13 protein-coding genes and 1 other RNA gene are annotated in these 16,277 nt (G+C 47.7%); all 14 read left to right on the top strand.

Annotated features, from left to right (window positions below):
- The first annotated feature begins 69 nt into the window (after positions 1 to 69).
- Positions 70 to 461: RNase P RNA component class A (rnpB, locus tag ACFFUV_RS09490), an RNA gene on the top strand.
- A gap of 189 nt (positions 462 to 650) precedes the next feature.
- Positions 651 to 1,601: a 16S rRNA (cytosine(1402)-N(4))-methyltransferase RsmH gene (gene rsmH, locus ACFFUV_RS09485; RefSeq protein ID WP_390191594.1), complete on the top strand. Its 951-nt coding sequence runs from the start codon at positions 651 to 653 to the stop codon at positions 1,599 to 1,601.
- 3 nt (positions 1,602 to 1,604) lie between these two features.
- The gene (gene ftsL, locus ACFFUV_RS09480; RefSeq protein ID WP_390191591.1) at positions 1,605 to 1,922 is read left to right on the top strand and encodes a cell division protein FtsL; all 318 of its coding nucleotides are present in this window, start codon (positions 1,605 to 1,607) and stop codon (positions 1,920 to 1,922) included.
- Positions 1,919 to 3,673, top strand: coding sequence for a penicillin-binding transpeptidase domain-containing protein (locus ACFFUV_RS09475; protein ID WP_390191590.1), 1,755 nt, complete (start codon positions 1,919 to 1,921; stop codon positions 3,671 to 3,673). Before ftsL ends, ACFFUV_RS09475 begins: the two co-directional genes overlap by 4 nt.
- Before the next feature lie 11 nt (positions 3,674 to 3,684).
- Positions 3,685 to 5,184 carry a UDP-N-acetylmuramoyl-L-alanyl-D-glutamate--2,6-diaminopimelate ligase gene (gene murE, locus ACFFUV_RS09470; RefSeq protein WP_390191586.1) on the top strand — a complete coding sequence of 500 codons (1,500 nt, stop codon included), beginning with the start codon at positions 3,685 to 3,687 and terminating at the stop codon, positions 5,182 to 5,184.
- Positions 5,181 to 6,545, top strand: a complete 1,365-nt coding sequence (locus tag ACFFUV_RS09465; RefSeq protein WP_390191583.1) for a UDP-N-acetylmuramoyl-tripeptide--D-alanyl-D-alanine ligase — start codon at positions 5,181 to 5,183, stop codon at positions 6,543 to 6,545. The genes murE and ACFFUV_RS09465 overlap by 4 nt, the downstream gene beginning before the upstream one ends.
- Entirely contained in the window at positions 6,542 to 7,624 is a 1,083-nt protein-coding gene (gene mraY / locus ACFFUV_RS09460) for a phospho-N-acetylmuramoyl-pentapeptide-transferase (protein ID WP_390191581.1), read from the top strand. The genes ACFFUV_RS09465 and mraY overlap by 4 nt, the downstream gene beginning before the upstream one ends.
- A 79-nt stretch (positions 7,625 to 7,703) precedes the next feature.
- Positions 7,704 to 9,020, top strand: a complete 1,317-nt coding sequence (gene murD, locus ACFFUV_RS09455; RefSeq protein WP_390191927.1) for a UDP-N-acetylmuramoyl-L-alanine--D-glutamate ligase — start codon at positions 7,704 to 7,706, stop codon at positions 9,018 to 9,020.
- A gap of 22 nt (positions 9,021 to 9,042) precedes the next feature.
- The gene (ftsW, locus tag ACFFUV_RS09450; RefSeq protein ID WP_390191579.1) at positions 9,043 to 10,257 is read left to right on the top strand and encodes a cell division protein FtsW; all 1,215 of its coding nucleotides are present in this window, start codon (positions 9,043 to 9,045) and stop codon (positions 10,255 to 10,257) included.
- A complete protein-coding gene (murG, locus tag ACFFUV_RS09445) occupies positions 10,244 to 11,317 on the top strand; it encodes an undecaprenyldiphospho-muramoylpentapeptide beta-N-acetylglucosaminyltransferase (RefSeq protein WP_390191577.1) in 1,074 nt (357 codons plus the stop codon). The genes ftsW and murG overlap by 14 nt, the downstream gene beginning before the upstream one ends.
- Positions 11,317 to 12,777, top strand: a complete 1,461-nt coding sequence (murC, locus tag ACFFUV_RS09440; RefSeq protein ID WP_390191574.1) for a UDP-N-acetylmuramate--L-alanine ligase — start codon at positions 11,317 to 11,319, stop codon at positions 12,775 to 12,777. The genes murG and murC overlap by 1 nt, the downstream gene beginning before the upstream one ends.
- Positions 12,778 to 12,960: 183 nt before the next feature.
- Positions 12,961 to 13,752 carry a cell division protein FtsQ/DivIB gene (locus tag ACFFUV_RS09435; RefSeq protein WP_390191571.1) on the top strand — a complete coding sequence of 264 codons (792 nt, stop codon included), beginning with the start codon at positions 12,961 to 12,963 and terminating at the stop codon, positions 13,750 to 13,752.
- Positions 13,736 to 14,998: a cell division protein FtsA gene (gene ftsA / locus ACFFUV_RS09430; RefSeq protein ID WP_390191568.1), complete on the top strand. Its 1,263-nt coding sequence runs from the start codon at positions 13,736 to 13,738 to the stop codon at positions 14,996 to 14,998. The genes ACFFUV_RS09435 and ftsA overlap by 17 nt, the downstream gene beginning before the upstream one ends.
- 30 nt (positions 14,999 to 15,028) lie before the next feature.
- Entirely contained in the window at positions 15,029 to 16,270 is a 1,242-nt protein-coding gene (gene ftsZ, locus ACFFUV_RS09425) for a cell division protein FtsZ (RefSeq protein ID WP_390191565.1), read from the top strand.
- Positions 16,271 to 16,277: the final 7 nt, after the last annotated feature.

The following is a 16,277-nucleotide window of genomic DNA, read 5'->3' as shown; positions in this document are numbered from 1 at the left end:
GAGGGCAAAATAGGCGCCAATACTTAATCTACCTAGACACTGCCTGCGCTTATCTATACAATCCGCCTCGGAGCTGACCGGGTAGTCGCTGCCTTATTGATGTCCTTCGGGAGACTGATAAGGGGGAGGAAAGTCCGGGCTCCATAGAGCAGGGTGCCAGGTAACGCCTGGGGGGCGCAAGCCCACGACAAGTGCAGCAGAGAGAAAACCGCCGATGGCCTATCTTTTTCGAAAGGGGCACAGGTAAGGGTGAAAGGGTGCGGTAAGAGCGCACCGTGCGTCTGGCAACAGTTCGTAGCAAGGTAAACTCCACCCGGAGCAAGACCAAATAGGCCTCCACATTGCGTTGCTCGCGTAAGGAGGCGGGTAGGTTGCTGGAGCCAGTGAGCGATTGCTGGCCTAGAGGAATGGCTACCGCCGTGAAAGCGGAACAGAACCCGGCTTACAGGTCGGCTCCTCCACTTTTATAAAGACCCATCGTAACAAGCCGTTATGATGGGTTTTTTGCTTTTTACTGACGTAAATAATTTTGTAAGCAATAAACTTAGCGCAATGTCACGTGTTACTAGCCCCGAGAGGTGGCGATTATACTGCAAATCGGTACACTGAAGACATGAGCGCTTGCTGCGATAGTTTAGACGAGATACTCAATGACGGAATCATTCAAACATATATCGGTCCTGCTCAATGAATCTATTGACGGATTAAACATTAAGCCTGATGGCACCTACATTGATGGCACTTTTGGTCGAGGTGGTCATAGCCGAACGATTCTATCAAAATTGGGTGAAAAAGGGCGTCTTTACAGCATTGATCGTGATCCTCAAGCGATTGAAGAAGCAAGTAAAATCGATGATCCCCGCTTTACCATCATTCATGGCCCTTTCTCTGGTATTGCAGAGTATGCCGAGCAATATCAGTTGCAAGGCGAAGTGGACGGCGTGTTATTTGATTTAGGTGTTTCTTCTCCACAGTTAGACGATGCCGAACGTGGCTTCAGTTTTATGAAAGACGGCCCACTCGACATGCGAATGGATCCGACTTCTGGTATTCCTGTCTCTGAGTGGCTAGCAAAAGCCGATCTTGATGACATCACTTGGGTTATTCGCGAGTTTGGAGAAGACAAACATGCTCGACGTATTGCCCGTGCGATCGTTGAATATTGTGCCAATGAAGAAAATGAACCTCTGACACGGACTTCTCAACTCGCTAAGTTGATTTCCGATGCCGCACCGAAAAGCTTCAAAGAGAAGAAACATCCCGCGACTCGAGCGTTCCAAGCATTTCGTATTTATATCAACAGTGAACTTGAAGAAATTGATAAAGCCTTGGTTGGCGCCAGTTCTATTTTGGCACCGCAAGGACGCTTATCGGTGATCAGTTTCCACTCGCTGGAAGACCGTATGGTAAAACGCTTTATGCGCAAAGAGAGTAAAGGGCCGCAAGTTCCTCACGGTATTCCGATGACTGAAGCGCAAATTCAAGCTCTGGGGAGCGCCAATCTTAAGACCATCGGCAAAGCCATCAAACCGACAGAACAAGAAATAGAACTTAACCCGCGTTCACGCAGTTCTGTGCTTCGTATCGCCGAAAAACTGTAAGTTATGAGCCAGTCTACACCGAATCTCGCCAAACTGATTGTTCATGACCTGTTTACCACAGGTCGTGTGCCATTGATTTTACTCACTTTGATCTTTACTTCAGCCATGGGGGTCGTGTTCATGACCCATCACACACGTGAAGCGATCACTGAAAAAGATCAAGCGTTAGTCGAGCGAGACCGTTTAGATGGCGAATGGCGTAACTTACTGCTGGAAGAAACTGCGCTCTCTGAACACAGTCGTGTGCAAAACATCGCCAAAGATGAGTTGGATATGAAACGTCCAGATGCAGACAAAGAAGTGGTGATTACGCTCAAATGACAACCAAAAAAACCGCGCCGAAGAAAAATAGCGGCAAGAAAACGTCAACTAAAACACAACCAAAGCAACCCACCTCTGGACCAATACTGATTCAGTGGCGCTTCTACCTGATTCTCTTCTTCGTATTTTGTGCGTTTGCGCTGCTGGTTGGGCGTATCGCTTATATTCAAATTATTGAACCTGACAATCTTATTCGTCAGGGAGATTTACGTTCGGTTCGCGCGAAGACGCTGCACTCAGCGCGCGGGATTATCTCTGACCGGAATGATGAGCCCTTGGCGGTCAGTGTTCCTGTCGATGCGGTCTGGGCGGACCCGGTGACCATCTTTAAGCAAGGTGGCTTAAAAAACATTGACCGCTGGCATGCTCTCGCCGATGTTTTAGGGCTGAAACGTGATGATCTCATTAACAAAATCAGTGCTAACAAAAACCGTCGTTTTATCTATTTGCAACGTCAAGTCAGTGCGGCGATGTCCAAGTATGTTCATGAACTCAAACTGCCCGGCATCGGCTTGAAATCTGAGTCACGCCGTTATTATCCCGCAGGGGAAGTCAGTGCACACCTAGTCGGTGTTACAGGGATTGACGGACATGGTTTAGAAGGTGTTGAACGGAGTTATGATAAGTGGCTAACAGGTGAAGCAGGTAAGCGGATTATTCGCAAAGATCGCTACGGACGTGTGGTGGAAAATATCTCTCTTGAAGAACGCGAAGAGGGCAAATCACTCCAGCTAACCATCGACCAGCGTATTCAAGCGATCGCCTACCGAGCGATTAAGCAAGCGGTGGCCGATTATCGTGCAACATCTGGCTCTGCAGTGATTTTGGATGTCAAAACGGGTGCGGTGCTTGCCATGGTCAATGCGCCTTCCTACAACCCCAACAATCGTTCTGATTTACAGTCATTTAAGATGCGTAACCGCGTTATTACCGACGCCCTTGAGCCAGGCTCAACGGTGAAACCCTTTGTGGTTCTTGCCGCTCTCGAGAACGGTACCGCGGATGAAAACACCATTATCGATACTGGTAACGGCATTATGCGTATTGGTGGTAGCCGCGTGCGAGACTCATCAAAAGTCGGTAAAGCATCACTGACCAAAATCTTGAAAAAGTCCAGTAACATCGGGGTCGCACATTTGGCACTCGGTATGCCTCTAGACTCTTTATTAGGCATGTACAGCTCGGTCGGATTTGGTGAATTATCAGGGCTGAACTTAGTGGGAGAAACAACGGGGATTTTCCCCAACCGCCGTCGTTGGTCAAAATTTGAAATCGCCACATTGGCGTTTGGTTATGGTATTTCCGTTACGCCACTGCAACTGGTACATGCTTACGCGACACTTGGCAACTTAGGCAAATATCAACCCATTCACATTATTGAAAACAATAAAGAAGATTTATCGCGTCAGGTTTTTGATCATGATAAAGCGGAAAAAGTACTTAAGATGCTTGAAACCGTGACTCAACCCGGCGGTACAGCAACCCAAGCGGCAGTCCCTGGTTATCGCATTGCAGCCAAAACGGGGACGTCACGCAAAGCCAATGCTGGCGGTTATAGTGATGAATATGTGGCGGTTACGGCGGGCATTGCGCCAGTTAGTGACCCAAAAGTCGCGCTGGTGGTGATTGTCAATGAGCCGCAAGGGGACTTGTATTACGGTGGTTCAGTTGCAGGGCCGGTATTTTCAGAAATTATGAAAGGTACCCTGCAAATTCTGAACGTGGCACCGGACGAAAATCGGTTTAATTAGAGAGAACAAACATGACAGACACATATCCGCTTACCTTAGGTGAATTGATTGCCCCTTGGTGTGATATCTCAACGAGTGAGGCTGCGCATATCGCGGTGTGTGATTTACAGCTTGATAGCCGACAGGTCAGGCCGCAGAGCATTTTTGTCGCCATCAAAGGTCATGCCAGTGATGGGCGAGCATTTATTCCTGCCGCGGTAGAAAAAGGCGCGAGCGCGGTGCTTGCTCAAGCTGATGATAAGCATCTTCACGGCACCATCGATAGGACTTACCCTCATACTCCCATCATCTATATTGAGAAGCTTAATCGGTGTCTCTCTGCGCTGGCTTTACGCTGTTACCCTTTAACGTCAAATCAGCTTATTGCGGTGACTGGCACCAATGGCAAAACCACCATCACCCAATTGATTGCCCAATGGCTAGAATTAGTCGACAAAAAAGCCGCGGTAATGGGGACCACGGGTAATGGTTTTCTCAGCGATTTACAACCTGCAGTGAACACCACCGGAAGCGCGATTGACATTGCCCAAACGCTATCACACCTTCAAGATTGCGGAGCGCAATATACCGCGCTTGAAGTCTCTTCTCATGGCTTGGTTCAAGGGCGAGTAAGTGCTTTGCCTTTTAAAGTTGGCCTATTTTCAAATCTCAGCCGTGATCACCTCGATTATCATGGGTCGATGCAAGAGTATGCGAAAGCCAAAATGAGCTTGTTTACCGAGCACCATTGTCAGCAAGCCGTGATCAATTTAGATGATAAAGTCGGGCTCGAATGGGCGACCCACCTCAGAGAGGTTATCGGCGTATCATTAACCGAGCCACACCCTAAACTCGAGAGCCAAGTATATGCAACCTCTGTTGAGTACAGCGAGCAAGGGATCAGCCTGTCATTTTCTGGTTGTTTTGGTGACGGCACGCTGACAGCCCCGCTGATAGGTCAATTTAACGCGAGTAATCTCTTGATGGCGTTGACGAGTCTAATGGCCTTGGGGTTCAATAAGTCTCAGTTATTAGCTTGTGCCACTCAATTAAAACCCGTGATTGGTCGTATGGAGCTGTTTCAAGCGCCGAGCAAAGCCAAAGTTGTGATTGATTATGCGCATACACCCGATGCTCTCGAGAAAGCGCTATCTGCGTTGAGAGTGCATTGCCAAGGGCAGTTATGGGTTATTTTTGGCTGTGGTGGTGATCGCGATCGAGGTAAGCGACCTATGATGGCAGAGATTGCCGAGCGCCTCGCAGACCGTACGATCTTAACCGATGATAACCCACGCAGTGAATCGCCAGCGGCCATCATTGAAGACATGAAACAAGGTCTAAACGCGCCACATAAAGCCGTTGTTGAACACAACCGATTCCGCGCATTGGCTTTCGCTCTTGAACAAGCATCAGAAAACGACATCGTTTTACTTGCAGGTAAAGGTCACGAGGATTATCAAGTTATTGGGAATCAAACCGTGCACTACTCAGACCGTGAGAGTGCAGCTCAGTTGTTGGAGATAATGTTGTGATGAAATTAAAACTGAGCGAAATTGCGACCATCGTCCACGGCCAACTAATCGGTGACGATGAAGAAATCATATCGGTGTCTACGGATACGCGTGCTCTTGAACCGGGAGCGTTGTTTATTGCCCTTGTTGGGGAGCGCTTTGATGCCCATGATATGGCCGAGAAAGCCATTGATAGCGGTGCATCGGCTCTCATTGTCAGCCGTGAATTATCTGCTCTCAACATACCACAGGTTTTAGTCAGTGATACCAAACAGGCGCTGGGTTTACTGGGAGCTTATGTTCATAAAATGAGCCAAACACCCACCGTCGCGATTACCGGCAGTTGTGGCAAGACAACCGTGAAAGAGATGGTTGCGAGTATCTTAGGTCTGCAAGGTCAGGTGCTGTATACCGCCGGTAATTTTAACAATGATATTGGCGTTCCTCTCACTTTGCTTCGTTCGACGTCGCAAGATGACTTTGCAGTCTTAGAGCTTGGGGCTAACCATATTGGTGAGATTGCCTACACAACTCAATTGGTGCGCCCAAACGTGGCTATTGTCAACAATGTCGATGCCGCGCATTTGGAAGGGTTCGGCAGTCTCGATGGGGTTAAGCAAGCTAAAGGTGAGATATATCAAGGTCTCGAGCCTGGCTCTGTCGCGATCGTTAATCAAGAAAGTCACGGCGGTGTGTTTTGGAGTGATGTTTTAGCCGATAAACACGTCAAAACATTTTCTGTTGAAGATGCCAATGCTCACTACTTTGCGTCTGATATCGTGTTAAACCCGAAAGGGGAAGCCTTTTTTGTTTTGCACACGCCAGTTGGAGAAACTTCGATTCAGCTCGGTATTGTTGGTAAGCATAATGTCGCCAATGCACTAGCTGCTACGGCTTTAGCGATGGAGATGGGAGCAACGCTTCAGCAAGTGAGTGCTGGGCTAACCTCGTTAAGTAAAGTGAAAGGCAGAGTCGAAGTCCAGGCACTCAGTGAGCACGTTACGGTGATTGATGATAGCTACAATGCCAGCGTGCCAGCGATGAAAGCGGCCGTCGATTTATTGGCAAACTATCAAGGTGAACGTTGGTTAGTACTGGGTTACATGGCCGAGCTTGGCGAGGAAAGTCTTGCACTTCATCGTCAAGTCGGGGAACATGCTGCCCCATTCCACTTTGAGCATGTACTCACTTACGGTGAGGACGCGCGACAAATTAGCGCGGCGTGCCAAGGAAAACATTTTGATAACCACCAAGCCATGGTGGAATTTATTCTGCAGCAACTGAATCAATCCGATAACAAAAAGCATACTTTGCTCGTCAAAGGGGCGAATAGCGCGGGTATGAGCAAGATTGTTGCTGCTTTGAAGGAGAACTTTAAATGATTATTTGGCTTGCCGAACTGCTACAGCCATACTTTTCTTTCTTTCGTTTGTTTGAGTATTTGTCATTTCGCGCCATTGTGAGTGTTTTGACGGCGCTGGCACTCTCTTTATGGATGGGGCCGCGGTTGATCAAGCGCTTGCAACTGCTACAGATAGGCCAAGTCGTTCGTAATGACGGTCCTGAGTCGCACTATAGCAAACGAGGCACACCCACCATGGGCGGAATTATGATTCTCGCCTCAATCGTGATTACCGTGTTGCTGTGGACGGATTTATCCAACCCATACGTATGGGCTGTGCTGGCGGTACTTGTCGGTTACGGAATTGTTGGCTTTGTGGATGATTACCGTAAAGTCGTGCGCAAGAACACCGATGGACTCATTGCGCGTTGGAAGTATTTCTGGCAGTCGGCCATTGCTCTGGTTGTTGCATTCGCTATGTACGCCTACGGTAAAGATACTGCGGCAACGCAGTTAGTGGTGCCCTTTTTCAAAGATGTGATGCCGCAACTTGGCGTCATGTATATCGTGCTAAGTTACTTCGTGATCGTCGGCACCAGTAATGCCGTAAACCTCACGGATGGCCTCGATGGTCTAGCAATCATGCCCACGGTATTAGTGTCTGCGGGTTTTGCCGCCATTGCTTGGGCTACGGGGAACGTCAATTACGCCAACTACCTACACATTCCTTATGTCCCTCACGCCTCTGAACTTGTGGTGTTTTGTACCGCGATGGTGGGCGCTGGTCTTGGTTTCTTATGGTTTAATACCTACCCAGCCCAAGTATTTATGGGTGATGTCGGTTCATTAGCCCTTGGCGGTGCGTTAGGAACCATTGCAGTCTTGGTTCGTCAAGAGTTTGTCTTGGTGATCATGGGCGGCGTCTTCGTTATGGAAACCATGTCGGTCATTCTTCAGGTTGGGTCATACAAACTCCGTGGACAACGGATTTTTAGAATGGCGCCGATTCATCACCATTACGAACTGAAAGGGTGGCCAGAGCCGCGCGTTATCGTGCGTTTTTGGATTATTTCTATCATGTTGGTATTGATTGGTTTAGCCACTTTAAAAGTGCGCTAATCTCACACCTTAAGATAGATGAGTTTCCTTGGCCGAGTATTGCACTCGGCCCAACTGATTTTAGGAGCGTTCAATGTCCATTGAAGGTTGGCAACACGTAAAACAAGTGGTGGTTGTCGGTTTAGGGATCACAGGGTTGTCCGTGGTGAATTATATTCAGCGCCAGCACCCGACAGTGTCCGTTAAGGTCATTGATACGCGAGCTAACCCGCCCGGTGTCGAAAAGCTGGGTAATGACATTGAAGTGCATACGGGGGGATGGAAGCTTGAGTGGTTACTGAGTGCGGATTTGATTGTGGCTAATCCGGGGATTGCCCTAGCGACGCCGGAAATCAATACGGCACTTGAGGCTGGAGTGGCCGTAGTGGGCGACATTGAACTGTTTGCTTGGCATGTCGATAAACCGGTTATTGCGATTACAGGTTCAAACGGCAAAAGTACCGTTACCGACTTAACAGGGGTTATGGCTAAAGCCTGCGGATTGAATGTCGGCGTGGGCGGTAATATCGGTGTTCCTGCGCTGGATTTACTTGGTGCTGACCACGATCTCTATGTGCTTGAGTTATCGAGTTTCCAGCTCGAAACGACATCTAGCCTTAAACTGGTTGCGGCGGCCTTTCTGAATCTTTCTGAAGACCATATGGATCGCTACCAGGGGATGGAAGACTACCGCCAAGCTAAACTTCGTATTTTTGACCATGCACAGCACTGCGTTGTCAATCTCGACGATAAAGCTACTTATCCACCTCAAGAGATGAACCTCATCTCATTTGGGTTAACGCCTGAAGCTGACTTTGGTGTGGTTGAGCATCAGGGGCAAGAGTGGATTTCTGCGCATCAATCGCCAATTCTTCCTAGCGCTGAATTGATTCTGGTTGGCCGTCATAACCTTGCGAATGTGTTGGTGGTCTTGGCATTACTCGATGGTGCTGGAATCGCGTATCAAAACGGTTTACAGGCGTTAAGAAATTACAGTGGACTGACACATCGCTGCCAACTTGTTGCGGATAATCAAGGCATTAAGTGGATCAATGATTCAAAGGCAACCAATGTGGCGAGCACATTGGCCGCACTCTCGGGTTTAGAGTGTCAGGGCACATTATATTTGCTGGTTGGTGGTGTGGGTAAAGGCGCGGATTTCTCCGAATTAGCGCCAGCACTGGCTGCACTTAACGTTCAGTTATGTTGTTTTGGACGCGATGGTGAGCAGTTCTTACCGCTTCACTCATCGGCAACACTGTATCAAACGATGGAGCAAGTCGTCGCATCCATTGCCCCTCGTTTATCATCCGGGGACATGGTCATGCTCTCGCCAGCGTGTGCGAGTTTTGACCAGTTTAGTAATTTTATGGCTCGGGGTGACGCATTTGCGGCGCTTGCGCAGCAATATGCTTAATCCCAGAGCAGGTAGTGTTTGAATGGGCGTTCGTGATTCCATCAGTGACTTGAAATATTGGGTGACCAGACCGTCACCTCGAGCCTTATTTGATCGCCAGCTGGTGTGGATTTCACTTGGTTTGATGTTAATTGGTTTGGTGATGGTGACCTCAGCGTCTTTTCCCATTAGCTCTCGTTTAACCAATGAACCGTTCCATTTTATGTTTCGCCATGGGGTGTTTTTATTGCTGGCTTTGGCGGCTTCGTCGGTGATTTTGCAAGTCCCAACAGAGCGTTGGATGCGGCACAGCACATTGATGCTTGGTGTGTCATTCTTCTTGTTGGTGGTGGTTCTGGTTGCCGGTAAATCAGTTAATGGCGCATCACGTTGGATTCCGTTAGGGCTCTTTAACTTGCAGCCAGCGGAAGTGGCAAAATTGTCACTGTTTATTTTTATGTCCGGTTATTTAGTGCGTAAAAATGACGAAGTACGACAAACGTTCTTTGGTGGCTTTATTAAGCCCATTATGGTGTTTGGAACACTCGCCAGTTTGCTGTTAATGCAGCCCGATTTAGGGACTGTGATTGTGATGCTGGTTACGCTGTTTGGCATGCTATTCATCGCCGGTGCGAAACTGACTCAATTTTTGGCGCTGATGGTCGTTGGCATTGCTGCAGTGGTTGGGCTCATTTTGATTGAGCCTTATCGAATGCGCCGTGTGACGTCGTTCCTTGATCCTTGGGAAGACCCATTTGGTAGTGGTTACCAGCTAACCCAGTCTCTGATGGCGTTTGGGCGCGGGGAATGGTTTGGTCAAGGGCTTGGTAATTCGATTCAAAAGCTTGAGTATCTTCCTGAAGCGCATACTGACTTTGTCTTTGCTGTGGTCGCGGAAGAACTTGGCTTCGTTGGCGTAACGCTGATTTTAATGCTGATTTTTGCTTTAGTCCTAAAGGCGATTCTTATTGGTAAAAAAGCGTTTGAACATCAGATGAATTTCGGTGGGTATCTCGCTTTTGGTATTGGCATTTGGTTTGCCTTTCAAACCTTGGTTAATGTTGGAGCTGCTGCGGGCATCGTTCCGACCAAAGGTCTTACACTGCCACTCATCAGTTATGGTGGCTCGAGTTTAATTATTATGTCTGTAGCGGTGTCCATTTTGCTGCGAATCGACTTTGAGTGTCGGCTTAAGCAGCGCAGCGTCAGCGCAGATGACTCACAAATAACGACACAATCGAATAATGACCAAGAATAAACGTTTAATGGTGATGGCTGGCGGAACAGGCGGACATGTCTTTCCCGGCCTCGCGGTTGCTAAGCAGCTTCAATCCCAAGGTTGGGAGATTCGCTGGTTAGGTACAGAAGATCGTATGGAAGCGGATTTGGTGCCAAAGCATGGTATCGAGATTGATTTTATCCGTGTGAAAGGATTGCGTGGCCAAAGCGTGACCAAATTGCTGAAAGCACCTTTTCAAATTTTGAGTGCCATCGGGCAAGCTCGTCGTCATCTGAAAGCTTGGCAACCAGATGCGGTGTTGGGAATGGGCGGTTACGTCAGTGGGCCTGGGGGCATTGCTGCATGGACACTTGGCATTCCGGTCGTACTGCATGAGCAGAATGCGGTTGCTGGGTTAACCAATCGGTGGCTAGCTAAAATCGCCAAAAAGGTTTTTCAGGCTTTTCCTGGTGCTTTTAAAGACGCAGAAGTGGTTGGAAACCCGGTTAGAGAAGATGTGGTTAGCCTGCCCGAGCCACAGGTGCGTATGGCTGATCGTCAAGGTGCGCTGCGCATTCTCGTCATGGGGGGCAGTCAAGGGGCGCGTATTTTGAACCAGACGCTACCACAAACCTCAGGCTTACTCGGTGATGGGTTTGAAATTCGTCATCAAGCAGGAAAAAACAATGCCCAACAAGTCACCGCTGACTATCAATCGTCAGGTTTTGACTCCGTTGAAGTGACCGAATTTATTGATGATGTCGCACAGGCTTATGCGTGGGCGGATATCTTAGTCTGCCGCTCTGGTGCGTTAACCGTTTCGGAAGTATCGGCGGCTGGTGTTGGCGCTATTTTTGTCCCCTTTATGCATAAAGATCGTCAGCAAGCACTCAATGCTGATCATCTGGTAGAATGCGGAGCAGCTTTAATGATTGAACAGCCAGATCTCACTGCTAAAACGTTGGCTGAACAGCTACTTCAACTCGATCGAGCCAGTTTAAAAACCATGGCGATGAGTGCCAGACATGCGGCCAAGCTGCATGCTGACCAAACCGTTGCTAACGCGATTATCGACATCAGTAACCACGAGAAAAATTGATGACCATTGAACACAAACAAAACTTAGCCCAAATTCGCGCCATTGTGCCTGAAATGCGCCGTGTTAATTCCATTCATTTTGTCGGAATTGGTGGGGCGGGGATGAGTGGCATTGCTGAAGTCTTACTTAATGAAGGTTATCAGATTACTGGGTCAGATATTGCCAATAATGTTGTGACGGAACGGCTTAAAGGTAAAGGCGCTCAAATCTATATTGGTCATCATGAGCAAAATATTGAGAATGCCAGTGTGGTCGTTGTATCGACAGCAATTAATGAAGAAAACCCAGAAGTGGCAGCCGCCAGACGCGCACGTATTCCCGTGGTTCGCCGAGCGGAGATGTTAGCGGAATTGATGCGTTTTCGACATGGTATTGCCGTGGCTGGTACCCATGGTAAAACCACCACCACTGCGCTCGTGACACAAATTTACTTTGAAGCTGGGCTTGACCCGACTTTTGTCAACGGTGGGCTTGTCAAAAGTGCTGGCACCAACGCGCGATTAGGCTCAAGCCGAATTTTGATTGCTGAAGCGGATGAAAGTGACGCTTCATTTCTCCACCTTCAACCGATGGTCAGTATCGTTACAAATATTGAAGCAGACCATATGGACACCTACGGCGGTGACTTCAATACTTTGAAGCAAACGTTTATCGACTTTTTGCACAAGCTGCCGTTTTATGGCCAAGCGATTTTATGTATTGATGATCCGGTTGTGCGCGAGTTAATACCACGAGTCAGTCGACAAGTGATCACCTATGGTTTCTCGCAAGACGCCGATGTGCGTATTGAAAACTATCGCCAAATTGGCCAACAAGGCTTGTTTACCGTGGTGCGTCAAGGCCGGCCTAATCTCGACATTACGCTTAATATTCCTGGCCGTCATAATGCATTGAACGCATCGGCGGCGATTGCTGTCGCGACGGAAGATGACATCAGTGATGAAGCCATTCTAACCGCCATGGCCGGTACTCAAGGCACCGGGCGCCGGTTTGACCAACTGGGTGAATTTGAAACGGGTAAGGGCAAAGCGATGCTGGTGGACGATTATGGCCATCACCCTACTGAAGTCGATGTCACAATTAAAGCGGCGCGTAGTGGTTGGCAACAACGCCGTTTGGTCATGATTTTTCAGCCTCACCGTTACAGTCGAACTCGTGATCTTTATGATGACTTTGCCAATGTTCTGGAACAAGTCGACGTTTTACTGATGTTGGATGTTTATCCTGCCGGAGAACAGCCGATTGCCGGCGCTGATGGTCGAGCATTGTGTCGAACTATTCGAAGCCGAGGGAAGCTGGATCCGATTTTTGTGCCGGATGGAAGTGCTCTACCGGCAGTATTGGCAAATGTTTTACAAGATGGTGACTTAGTACTTACTCAAGGTGCTGGTGATGTTGGCAAAGTAGCGAAACATTTAGCTAGCCTGAAACTCAATATCGAACAAATGCAAAAGCAGTAAAAGTGCGTAAGTGAGTGGTTGGTCAAATTGATTATCTGAGTTGTGAAGACATTTCTCGCTTTCAATATTTGATACTTTTAATGACCTCAGTATAATCCGAAGGTTAAAGCAAAGGTTTTGCCTCTTTATTGAGACTAAATAAATGAGAGACAAGGTGCCCGTGGAGTGTAGGAATAACGAACTTTGATTAAAAGTGCTTTAAATGAAAGTCGTCGTATCTCTGAATCTCCAGTGATAAAACAGCACGCAGCAGGTGGTGTCTTTTTACTTGCTGTGGTGTTGTTGATAGGGTCTCTTATCTATTCAACGCTTTCTTGGATGTGGGATGACCAACGTCTTCCCTTATCAAAAATCGTGTTACAAGGTGAACTGGAATACGTGGCTGCCCCAGATATACAAAAAGTTATCGGGCGGCTTGATCATATTGGTACGTTTATGTCTCAGGATATAAATGTACTGCAAAATGCGGTTCAGCAAGTGCCTTGGGTCGAACATGCGTCAATTCGCAAACAGTGGCCTAATACGATAAAAATATTCTTAACCGAATATCACGCAGCTGCGATTTGGAACGGGAATGAATTAATTAATGAAAAAGGAGTGGTGTTTGACGGGGATATTGGCCGCTTAAAAGGCGAACACGTCAAATTATATGGTCCAGAGGGAACCAGTGAACAGGTACTCTCGGTGTGGCAGGAAATGACGCCGCGCTTTAAACAAATTGGGCTTAAAATCACTTCTTTAGTACTGAATGATCGCCGAGCATGGCAAATTATCTTAGATAATGGCATTCGTTTAGAATTAGGAAAGGAATCGCTGGATGAACGTATCGCTCGATTCTTTTCTCTTTACCGACATTTAGGTAGTGATACCGAAAAAGTCAGTTACATTGACCTCAGGTACGATACGGGAGCCGCAATTGGGTGGTTTCCTGAGCAAGAGTTAGAACAAGAGAATTCTGATGACGAAGACCGCTGATGACAACATTATAGTCGGCCTTGATATAGGTACAGCAAGCGTTTCAGCGTTGGTAGGCGAAATATTGCCAGATGGTCAAATTAACATAATTGGCGCTGGTACCAGCCCATCTCGCGGTATGGATAAAGGTGGCGTTAATGACTTAGAGTCGGTGGTAAAATCGGTTCAACGAGCCATCGACCAAGCTGAGTTAATGGCGGAATGTCAGATTAGCCGTGTGTATATGTCGTTGTCAGGTAAGCATATTGCCAGCCGAATCGAAAAAGGCATGGGAACTATTTCTGACGAAGAAGTCTCTCAAGAAGATATGGATCGAGCGATTCATACTGCGAAATCGATTAAAATTGGTGACGAACAAGGCATTCTTCACGTTATTCCCCAAGAATTTACCATCGATTATCAAGAAGGGATTAAAAATCCGCTAGGTTTATCAGGTGTACGCATGGAAGTGAGCGTGCATCTTATTTCTTGCCACAACGACATGGCGAGAAACATTATTAAGGCCGTTGAGCGTTGTGGGCTCAAAGTTAACCAACTTGTGTATTCAGGTTTAGCGGCCAGTAACGCAGTAATTACTGAAGACGAACGTGAACTGGGCGTATGTGTTGTTGATATTGGCGCTGGTACAATGGATGTTGCGATTTGGACTGGCGGGGCACTGCGTCATACCGAAGTTTTTTCCTACGCCGGTAATGCAGTTACCAGTGATATCGCGTTCGCATTTGGTACACCATTGAGTGATGCAGAAGAGATAAAAGTGAAATACGGCTGCGCACTGAGTGAGTTAGTAAGCAAGGACGATACCGTTAATGTTCCAAGTGTTGGAGGGCGTCCTTCAAGAAGTTTACAAAGACAAACCTTGTCGGAGGTCATTGAACCTCGCTACACTGAATTAATGGGTTTAGTTAATCAAACTATCGATACAGTTCAAGAAAAGCTGCGAGAAGAAGGGATTAAACATCATCTTGCCGCTGGAGTGGTTCTCACTGGAGGTGCTGCTCAAATTGAAGGTTTGGTTGAGTGTGCGGAGCGTGTGTTCCGCAATCAAGTTCGAGTCGGTAAGCCTCTTGAGGTGAGCGGGCTAACAGATTACGTTAAAGAGCCGTATCATTCTACGGCAGTTGGTTTACTCCATTATGCAAGAGACAGCCAAATCAATGATGAGGCTGAATATAGCGAACCAAAGCGCCAAGTAACGGCAAACTGGTTTGAACGCTTGCGTAATTGGATACAAAAAGAGTTTTAACCTGAGCAGCAGGAAAAACGGAGATAACACATGTTTGAACCGATGATGGAAATGTCTGACGATGCAGTAATTAAAGTCGTTGGAGTAGGTGGCGGTGGCGGTAACGCCGTAGAACACATGGTGCGTGAATCCATCGAAGGTGTGGAATTCATCAGCGTCAACACTGATGCACAAGCTTTACGTAAAACCAGTGTCAGCAGTGTCATTCAGATTGGCGGCGATATTACGAAAGGTTTAGGCGCTGGCGCGAATCCACAAGTTGGCCGTGATGCCGCTCTGGAAGATAAAGAACGCATTAAAGAATATTTGACCGGTGCCGATATGGTATTTATCGCAGCCGGAATGGGCGGTGGTACAGGTACCGGAGCAGCGCCAGTGATTGCTGAAGTTGCTAAAGAACTGGGTGTTCTTACGGTCGCTGTGGTCACCAAACCATTTAGCTTCGAAGGAAAGAAGCGTTTAGCGTTTGCTGAACAAGGTATTGAAGAGCTGTCTAAACATGTGGACTCTCTAATTACGATTCCAAATGAGAAGTTACTTAAAGTTCTGGGACGTGGTATTACCTTATTAGAAGCCTTTGCTAGCGCAAATGATGTACTAAAAAATGCCGTACAGGGTATTGCTGAGTTGATTACTCGTCCTGGCATGATCAACGTCGACTTTGCGGATGTTCGCACCGTGATGTCGGAAATGGGTCATGCAATGATGGGGAGCGGAGTGGCAAAAGGTGAGGACCGTGCAGAAGAAGCTGCAGAAATGGCGATCTCCAGTCCACTTTTAGAAGACATCGATTTAGCAGGCGCTCGTGGCGTGTTAGTAAATATTACTGCTGGTCTCGACATGCGTCTGGACGAATTCGAAACGGTGGGTAATACCGTTAAAGCTTTCGCTTCTGACAATGCGACTGTGGTAATTGGTACATCACTCGATCCGGATATGGCTGATGAAATTCGAGTCACAGTCGTTGCGACGGGTATTGGTAACGAAAGAAAACCTGATATTACCTTAGTCGCCGGCGGTAAAAGTAAAGTTGCCCCTGTTGCCCAGCAGCAACAACCGCAACCTGTTGCTACTCAGCAGCAACAGCCAGCTACGGTGAAAACGGAAGAAAAAGCGGCACACACTTTGCAAGAAAAAACTCAGACGACGGCTCAACCTTCGCCATCTACAGCGGCGTCAGGTTCTGCAGGAAATCAGAGTACAGCACCTAAAGCTGATAAAGAGAGTGGCTACTTAGATATTCCCGCATTTTTGCGCCGTCAAGCTGACTAATTTTTCA

Source organism: Vibrio olivae (assembly GCF_042428525.1).
Classification (GTDB): domain Bacteria; phylum Pseudomonadota; class Gammaproteobacteria; order Enterobacterales; family Vibrionaceae; genus Vibrio; species Vibrio olivae.
The sequence above is the reverse complement of the archived record's forward strand: the minus strand, read 5'-3'. Positions and strand labels throughout refer to the sequence as shown.